6 protein-coding genes and 1 pseudogene are annotated in these 8,940 nt (G+C 54.7%); 2 read left to right on the top strand and 5 right to left on the bottom strand.

The window, feature by feature from the left end:
- Positions 1–1,850, bottom strand: a 1,850-nt coding sequence (locus tag DMG62_00035; GenBank protein PYY25058.1) for a hypothetical protein, incomplete at its 3' end; no start/stop codon positions are given.
- Positions 1,851–2,404: 554 nt separating this feature from the next.
- The gene (locus tag DMG62_00030; protein PYY25057.1) at positions 2,405–2,611 is read right to left on the bottom strand and encodes a hypothetical protein; all 207 of its coding nucleotides are present in this window, start codon (positions 2,609–2,611) and stop codon (positions 2,405–2,407) included.
- A 199-nt stretch (positions 2,612–2,810) separates the two neighbouring features.
- Between DMG62_00030 and DMG62_00025 the strand changes: the two genes are divergently transcribed.
- Positions 2,811–3,728 carry an NADPH:quinone reductase gene (locus tag DMG62_00025; GenBank protein PYY25056.1) on the top strand — a complete coding sequence of 306 codons (918 nt, stop codon included), beginning with the start codon at positions 2,811–2,813 and terminating at the stop codon, positions 3,726–3,728.
- 28 nt (positions 3,729–3,756) lie between these two features.
- Positions 3,757–3,975, top strand: a pseudogene (locus DMG62_00020) (alpha/beta hydrolase).
- A gap of 484 nt (positions 3,976–4,459) precedes the next feature.
- Here the strand turns inward: DMG62_00020 and DMG62_00015 are convergent.
- The 3 genes from DMG62_00015 to DMG62_00005 all read right to left on the bottom strand — a co-directional run.
- Entirely contained in the window at positions 4,460–6,592 is a 2,133-nt protein-coding gene (locus DMG62_00015; protein PYY25055.1) for a hypothetical protein, read from the bottom strand.
- A 544-nt stretch (positions 6,593–7,136) separates the two neighbouring features.
- On the bottom strand, positions 7,137–8,492 hold the full coding sequence (locus tag DMG62_00010) for a hypothetical protein (GenBank protein ID PYY25054.1): 1,356 nt from the start codon (positions 8,490–8,492) through the stop codon (positions 7,137–7,139).
- The coding region (locus DMG62_00005; protein PYY25053.1) for a hypothetical protein at positions 8,493–8,940 on the bottom strand (448 nt) is incomplete at its 5' end.

Genomic DNA, 8,940 nt, shown 5'->3' with positions numbered 1-8,940 from the left:
GTGGCCGTCGGACTCCAGTTGCCGCCGGCGCCGTTGTCGCTGCAGTGGAACCTGACATTGAGAGGATCGGTGGTGTCGGTGGTCTGGAAACCAGCTCCTCCAGGATTTCCGGCGCCGGAGCTTACTCCGAGCGCGCTGAAGTAGGCGTTCTTCGTAACTCCGCCACTGCAAGCGGTGGCCGTTGCCGAGCCTTGATAGACAAGTGGGCTGTTCTGGTTGCTTGCCGGCCACCACGCGTTGTCGTTGGCTGCAATCGAATAGGACTGATTCGGGAACGGAACTCTAAGCGTGTAGGAACTGCCATCAGGGCAGGAGACGTCGGTCTGCACGTTCCCGCCTGCCAGCGATACTGTTGTTGCCGGATGGGAACCGGGCATCGACAAGGCGTAGCCGGCGAAAACGTTGTCTCCAGAATTGACGGTTAGATTGTTGCCCATCGACAGAACGACTGTCCCGTCTCCTGGGTTCCAATTATTCGGGAACTTTGCAGTGTTACTTCCCCACCACGCCGTCCATCTCGAGTAATCGAGGTTGGGAAATGGCGTGACCTCAACATCTGTGTTGACGGAGGTGTTCCCGAGCATGAATTTGTCGACAAAGGCTGATATGGCTGGACTCTCGGCAGGGAGCGTTGCACAGTGGTTATGCCCGCCATCGATATAGAAGCCGAACCTGTCTCCGATTCCAAAGCTGTTGTAGATCTGCTGCGTTGCCCGAGCCGAAACATAGTTGGACCGATTTGACAGCCAGTAAAAATCAGTATTTCCCGTTTCCAACAATGCGCGCGGCGCCACCATCGCCATCAACTGGTGATGATCCTCGGGGATTTTGTAGACATTGTCGCCGGCAAATTGCCGCATTGAGTGGGCGAACCATGAGTAGTCGGTACCATCGATCTTTTCCACGCTGCGCTGAGCCTCGATCTCATGCGAGACACGCCAGGATGGGGCGCCGCCGCCTCCATTTTCCTGGGCGATGGTGAGCGCCACTCGCTCGTCAAAGGCGCCGGCAAATAGCGCCATTTTCCCGGCATAGGAGCATCCGGTTACAGCCAGATGCTTAAGATCGATCGGAAGCGGACTGACGGCTTGCTGAGCAACGATTTTAAGACCATCAATGATGCGGCTCACTCCCCACGACCAGGCGGCGTACTGTCCTGAATTGTTGAGAGTGCCGGTGCAAGTTCCGGCGCACAATTCCGGATAAAGGAGATAGAACGGGTCCGCCGAATGATCGATCTGCTGTCCTGCGGCATACTGGGTTACGTCATCATGGACGAAGTCGACGGTTGCAATTGGGCGACCGCTGAAAGCGCTGGACGGGAGACTGCCATAATTAGGTCCAGTACTGCTTGGGGCCAGCGACATAGCGATTAGCGCCGGAAACGGACCGCTCCCTGGCGGAAGATAAACGTGCGAGTTCAGCCGGAGCGAACGGTTGTTTCTGGTCACAATCACGGTCAGTGCACCGCCACCGCCGTTACTGCTGGGGGCAAACGCCGCATCAATCGCGCAATCCGAGCAGTCTGGTTTTGGGCCAATCTCATACTGTTCGATCGCAGCCTTGATCTCGTTACGCCGACGTTCCCAATTTGAAAATGAAGTGCTGCGCGTTCCGTCGGAAAATAGAAAAGGGTCTGGCAAAGGTCGAATGATGGGCAGCTGTTCGAAGGTCGGAAACACAGGCTTCGGGTAGCTCGCACCCGTGTTCTCAACCGTATAAATCAATGGCGTGATCGAATCGCCAGATGTATTTTCCTGCGCCAATGCTCGGGATGCTAACGCCGATAGGAAGCACAGTAGCGCTGCCGCAAGGGCGACCTGGGCAAGACCGAAATTCTTATTACGCATTGCACTTCTCCTTTTCGACTCGCTGCCGAAGAGATTGTTCGGGACACGAACTAAGTAATCACGCAATTCGATAATGCCGGAGCATGCTGAAGAATCCGTTAAACAGGAATTTTGGCGTTCCGTTCGAGACGCGAGCGAAATCGGCGGAGGAGCTGTATCGACGGTAGAAGCACTTTCAACCCTAGCAGGCGCCAATGACTGCTATCCGTGCGTAGGATGGTCTGTTCCCGTGCAGAGTTGCTTCTGAACTTCTTTTTCTGAAAGTTCGGGGGAAACCCCCGAAGATCCCGCGCTCGACCAGAAAGAACCCCGCTCATCAAAGCGCTCAAGCGACCGCGCGCGTGGCATGGGGACCGTCCTCTCCTGCATTCCCGGACGCCTCGAAAACCACGGAGGGTAGGGGACCCACATCTTCGGATCGTCTTCAATGAGCAAAAGCCACGCGGCTCCGGGACGAAAGCTGCGGCACCCGGCTGCTGGTAAAAGGTGTGGACGAAGAACGGTGGCAGGCAGTGCAGGCATCCTAAGATATGAGACTGTCCGCTTTTGGCCTGCTATTCCGGTAATCGAATCACGGGAGTCTCAGGTCGGCAGCAGACTCCGTAGTGCTGCCACAGCCGGAACCATGGGCTGGACGCGAGTGCTTCATCGTGCCTTCGATTTGCAGCAGAGATATCCTGTGCGCTGAACGGTCTAATATCGGAAGCTTCGAACATCTCCTCTAGCTGCTGGATGTCATCAATGATCCGGTCAATATCCATGCGTGACTAGTATATCCAAGGAACTTTTGTATGCCCTGAAGACAGGGGGAGAGACGGAAGGTCTCCCAACTTGGCTGAAGAAGAGGAAAGGTTCCGTCTGTCCCCCGATTTTTCAGCCGGTAACACGTCTCATACCTCAATCGAAAGCGGGAGAAATCCTGAATCTTGCAGGCAAGAACTCGACACAGGGAGGTGACCGATGAAGGCGATAGTGGTGACGGATCAGGCTTCGGGAACGGCCGGGGTGAAGCTGGTGGAGCGGCCCGAGCCGCAGCCGGCGATAAACGACGTCGTTGTTCAGATTCATGCGTCGGCATTCACCGGTGATGAGCTGACGTGGCCCTCGACCTGGACCGATCGCGTCGGCCGTGACCGGACACCATCAGTCCCCGGACACGAACTGGCCGGAGTGGTCACCGCCCTTGGCTATGGCACGACTGGGCTTTCGATTGGACAGCGGGTGTTCGGCCTCACGGACTGGTATCGCGACGGCACGCTGGCGGAGTATGTGGCCGTCGAGGCACGCAACCTCACACCGCTGCCGGGCGATGTTGACTTCACGGTGGGCGCGGCCCTCGTGATGCCGGGCCTGACCGCGTGGCAGGGGCTGTTCGAGCACGGCCGTCTTCGTGCCGGGCAGAGCGTCCTCGTGCACGGTGCGGCCGGCGTAGTCGGTTCGATGGCGACCCAGCTCGCACGTGAGGCCGGCGCGTATGTCATCGGCAGCGGGCGCGCTGCCAGCCGTCAGACGGCTCTCGACTTCGGCGCACAGGAGTTCGTCGACCTCGATAACGACGCCCTGGAAGAAGTTGGCGAGGTCGATCTGGTTTTCGATGTCATCGGCGGCGACATCGGGAAGCGGTCTGCGGACCTGATTCGCGCCGGAGGAACGCTGGTGACCATCACTGGCCCGATCGAGGCGCGGCCCTCTGGCGGCCTGACTATCGACTTCGTCGTCGTACCCGATCGCGTCCAATTGAGTGAGCTCGTCCAGCGGCTCCGGCATGGTCGGCTGCGGACAAACATCGGCAACGTGGCTGCCCTCGACGATGCCGTTGCTGCCTTCAACCCGACCGAGCGGATCAAGGGAAAGACGATCATCCGCGTTCGTCCGTAAGGACTCGGAGACTGCCTAACACCCAACGTCGGTCAACTATTTCGACTATTCCTTCGAGCGGTTAGCGACTGTGGCCGAAAAGTTCACCGAAAAGCTGAATCTTTCTTCATATGCGCTATACCTCTCGGACATAGGTGCATCGGTTGGCTTCCGGTTAGCTCTCATGCATCCCGAACGTGTGACCGCTATGATCGTCCAAAACGGGGACGCCCATGTTGAAGCCATAAATAAGGAGTTCTTACAACAAATCCGCGAACTTCGTATTACTTCTCGCGCGAAGAAGCGGATGCCTTAATGCGCCGAGATCGTCTGTATTGGTAAAGAAAAACCAAAATCCAAACAAATAAGGAGAATGCTACTCCGGCGATACCCCATCTTCTCCCAGCGCTTGCTAAATACAATCCCGAGAAGCCAAAGATCGCAATGAGAACAATAACGCGTTTGGTATTCCCGGAATCCATCTGCACGTCACCAAGGAGTTAGAGGAATGCGGGAAAAACATGGGGACAGGAAAAACATGGGGACCTGTCCCCATGTTTCGTCCCCTGTAAGTTGTTGATTCCTGGTTCAGGAATCGTTTACTCCGACAGGCTCTCAGGCTATCCGCTTTTGGTCTGGGACTTCAAAGAGTCGCCCCACTCGCTCACCTGCGTGAGGAGTGGGACTCCATTTACGTGGGGATTAGATGCCACACCAAAACGGGAAGAGTGTGGGTCACCCACTCACCCAGCCTAGCAAGGGGGACGCTCGGTAACGATAAAGCTGCCATTCGAACCATTTGGAGTACCGGCATCTCCCGCGTTGCCTGCAGGCCCTGGTCCTCCGTTGCTGCCGTGAATACTAATGTAGCCGGAGGAACCACTGCTATTGCCGCAAGCGGGACCGGGTGCACCCGGAGATCCAGGGTTCCCTCCGAATGCGCCCCCGCCGCCCTGGCCTCCGCTGCCTCCTAGCCCACCTAATCCCCCGCTTACATAACCGAGTACGTTACCTGTCCCCCCAGAAGGTACTGATACAGTGATAGTGCCGCCATTACCACCTGGACCGCCATCCCCGCCCCTTCCTCCTGTTCCACCTAAAGGTCCAGCAGGCCCTCCGGCACCCGCATTGCCTCCCCAACCAACATTGCAGTTACAGGTTGTACCGTTGCCGCCGTTTCCTCCATTCCCACCTCTCCCAGCGGCTCCGCCTGGTCCACCCTCGCCACCCGTGCCACCGACTCCACCTCTGGCGTAGTAAACGTGCTGGTTGTTGTCGCCGTCGGCAATGGTGTGGTTCTGGTTGCCTGCGTCTCCACCTCGCCCTCCTGTTCCTCCGTCGCTGCCATCTCCTCCAGAGAGACCTGATCCACCATTCTGCCCCGGCTGGCCGGTTGGCTGATTAGGACAAGATCCATCTGGGGCCGCCGGCTGGTCGAAGCCGATATTGCCTGGTGTTCCCCAGGTTCCCGCCGTTCCGGTGGCGCCTCCAGCGCCGTCTGTATTGTCCTGAAAAAGCATGGGCGAGAAGTTGACCAACGAGATTGCTTTGAGACTCACGTTGTTTTTCGGACTTGATCTCTTTTTGTCGTGAGGTTCAAGTGCGCTAGTGTCATAGGTAATGATGTGAGGTGAAGGGTTTACCAGCTGCCGAATTAACACGAATGAAGGTAGTCGATTTCCCTTTTTTACACTTACGTTCAAAACACGTGGATTCCGATGGAGAAGTTCTGACAGCGTCGTGTCCAGAACAACCGTCGGAGAGATCGGAAAAACATGAAGGTCGTGCGGCCCCTTGATAATCGGGTGCGTACCTTCAAACACTAGATGGTTTACTACAAGGATCGTGTCATTAGACAATTCGGTGATCTCAGGCAGGTACAACGTATCGGCGAAATATGCTCCATGAAGGGGGCCCTTTTCGTGAAGCACGTTCTTCATTTCTGGCATTCCATCCAAGGCGCTCTTAAGTGCCTTACGCCAGTTATCAGCAAGTAGCTCATCCGGCTCGAAAGCTGCGCCTTTCTCCAATAGCAAATTTCGTCCCGATTCGAAATTCTTGCGTTTTTTCTCGTACTGAGCTGCGTCCTGTTGCAGACGTTGAATATCTTGCGAAATCAGTGGTGCCGAATTGACTTGAGTATCGAAGAAGACATCGTATGCCCACACATCCACAGATGAACTTACGCCCTCATTCACTCGGGCGCGGTATCGGAAGAGATTTCCATTAGAATCCCTTCGGAAGCTCTCCTTAAAATCGAGTGAGATCGATTGGACTCCCATCGAATCAAGTGTGAAGAGTTCATTAGGTTCTGAAACACCATTGTGGTTGACATCTCGCCAGAGCCGAAGTAACGGATAGACGGCATCGTGCTCGTCTATAACTCCATCGCCATTACCGCCATTGTCCTTTTTGTCGAAGACGGCGAGCGCCAAGAATCCATTCCGGTGCGGCGAAGGAGGTTGGTCGGTCACACTTCCAAATAGCTCTTTGCCGTTGTCAATCCGACCATTGCCATTTCGGTCCAACGCTAAGAAGACGTCATCTGATCCGGCCGACGTCCAACCGAGTCGCTCTGGGCTACCGTCAGCATCGAGGTCGAAATCGACACCATCCGCTGCATTTGTAAGCTTAGCGTCACCCTTAGAAAGCCTAATGACAATGGGTGTCATGTTCCTGCATTTACACGTCAAGCTGTTCCATATGCCGCCGTCATTCTCGCACATCCATGCATTTGCCGAATTAGGACCGCATTCGTCGTCGCAATAGTTCTGCGCCACAGCAATGGAGCACAGCGAAGCAACTACCAACATCGCTAGCGGCACAATCCAGAGGCTTTGCCGTTCTCGAAATTCAGATATCCACGCAACTTGACGAAAGATCATATTGTCTCCTAGCCGCCGAGATAGGCGGTGCCCCATGCTCTTGTCCCCGGAAAATCAGAAACGGTCGGAGGCCCCATCCACACTGGCGTCGGATGCGAAAACAATAGCGGCATCCGCTACTACTAGTTCCTAAACTGGGACGGAGCGTAGCGACAGAGCGATAGAATGTCAAGCGAATATTTTCCACAGACAGATAAACGTGTGCCAAAGTGGGAATTACGAGCAACTCGCACCCAATTTGGTGCAGGAATGCTGGTGAGGCAGACGCGTATTCCTACTTTGGAGCGCCGAGTTAATTGAACCGAAGACGTTTATTGGATACCGCTTCCAATCACGAATACTTTCGAAGTGGAGAGATGGTTTCATCAGGTCGGGGAAAGGGAACAGCCTGAGAGCCTGTCGGAGTAAACAATTCCCAAACCAGAAATCAACAACTTATAGAGCGAGGGCGGTGGCGCACCCCCGCTAGGTTTTTGTTTTCGTATTCGATACCCAAATATGGGTGCCGCAACCTTTGCGATTTTCAAAGGGTGCGCAGGGACGGTCAATTTGTTTTTAAGGAACTCAGGACCAGAGCTCTCGCGGCGCGGCATTCCCGTTTACGCATCCTGCAAACACCGCGCAGAGTGCTGCACCCATCTTTTGGAGGTTGCAGGCAGAAAGCATAAATAAGGATGCGCCACCCGCCCGAGGAAACGAAATATGGTGCAGGTTCGAGTTGTTTGCTAACATTGGCCGCCCATTTAGTAGGGAAGGAAAACTTGGGGACAGACGGGACGTATTCTCGTCCGAGTTCCCGATGCAGGAAACGTCCCGTCTGTCCCCATATTTCCGTAACCCATAAAAGAGCTGCTCTTTCGGCAGTTAATCCTAGCGCACGAGCAGCTTGTTCTGTTTGGGAAACGCCTTCGCCGTGCGGCTGGTACAGGCAGGCGAGGCATGCCGCTTCACGGGAAAACACATGCCATGAAACGCCAAGCGCTCGATCGCCCGTCCAGCCGTTGATTACTAATTTAGGAAGGAGCGCTTGAGCGGCACGCCGAGATGCAATGTTATCGACGGATATGCATAGAGTAGGAGTTCTGATACCGCCATTCATCTCGCTGAACGACTCCAAAGTCTCAGTTACCGTCTCTACTGCTATGCGGCTCGAATTTAAGACTTCTCTTCCAAGCAACACTTTCTGTCTAGAGATATCCTTATAACTTGCGAGCACATAACGCTGCAGGTTCGAGAGTTCCAATTGCTCGTTGTCGATAAGAATGAAATGTCCGTGCCTCCGTGCATCCCTTGCCAAGGCCCAGATGGCTGCGTTTCCAACGGCACCCACTGCAACGAAGAGAACGTCTCCAAGATTCGATGACGGAAGGTCTAACTCGGCGCCACAGGTCTTATCGAAGTTCAAGAGCGACACGGAAACATCATCGCTAGAAACACTCTTCAAAAAAATTCGTCGAAATACTTCAGCTGCCGCGAAGGTTGCCGCCGCGCCAGCGGAATATGGGTTGGGAGGACCGCCTTCATTTTGGGAATAACCTAGCTTGGCAACCCAGCCGTTCGCGCTTGGAAACAGTGCTGCGGATGACGTGCCTTTTCCGATTCCTATTGTCAACGATTCAGGCGCTTCGGCGACTATCTCGACTTCGGGATTTATATTGAGTGCGAGATTTCGGAGCGATGCAGCTTGTTGCTCCGCTCCAGTAATTGCGATTCGCGGATAAAGGCGTGCTAACAGGTTGGTTGAAAGCTCCCCAATCCAGCTGTCGTTGTCAGAGACATGGTCTCCACACGCGACGCCTACAGTCACACCTTGCAATGCTGTGGACAGATCATCACGGGATACAGCTAAATGGCCTCCAAGCGCGGAGTAAATGCGCTCAAAAAAAGGGGCCAGAGCCACTCAGAGCTTCTCCTGACCTGTCCATTGAACTTGTCCGCCGTTTTCATGAATTATCAATACAGGCCGAACCAAGTCGATGGCGACACGCCACAACGACAGGATGATTGAGAACATGTTCATGCTGCACCGGTACAATAGCCATTCGTCGCCTGAATGCTGCGGATGCTGGTGATATTCCCGGATGCCCCGCAAACATAGGAACGGTTTGTGTGTTGTTGGATGATCGTCGAGCAGCACGATATGTCCTTTGCGCTGCTGATCGAATTGGAGCGCACGAAACATAGTTCCATACTGCAATGGCTCGTCTGTCCAAGGATCGCGGAATTCTAATGAAGGAGCATCCAGATCGTAATTGGAGAGATCAAAGTGTGCTTTGAATGCACTGGCTGTGATGCTTGGAACCTCAATTTGCGCCCGTAGAGCACCTGGCAAGAAGAGGTTCCCTTGA

This window comes from Acidobacteriota bacterium (assembly GCA_003225175.1).
GTDB lineage: Bacteria > Acidobacteriota > Terriglobia > Terriglobales > Acidobacteriaceae > Gp1-AA112.
This window is presented reverse-complemented; position numbering and strand designations above follow the sequence as displayed.

What these genes read in the sequence shown, in the direction of transcription:
- DMG62_00030 (PYY25057.1), bottom strand. Translation starts at nt 2,611, where the DNA reads ATGGATATTGACCGGATCATTGATGACATCCAGCAGCTAGAGGAGATG.
- DMG62_00025 (PYY25056.1), top strand. Translation starts at nt 2,811, where the DNA reads ATGAAGGCGATAGTGGTGACGGATCAGGCTTCGGGAACGGCCGGGGTG.
- DMG62_00015 (PYY25055.1), bottom strand. Translation starts at nt 6,592, where the DNA reads ATGATCTTTCGTCAAGTTGCGTGGATATCTGAATTTCGAGAACGGCAA.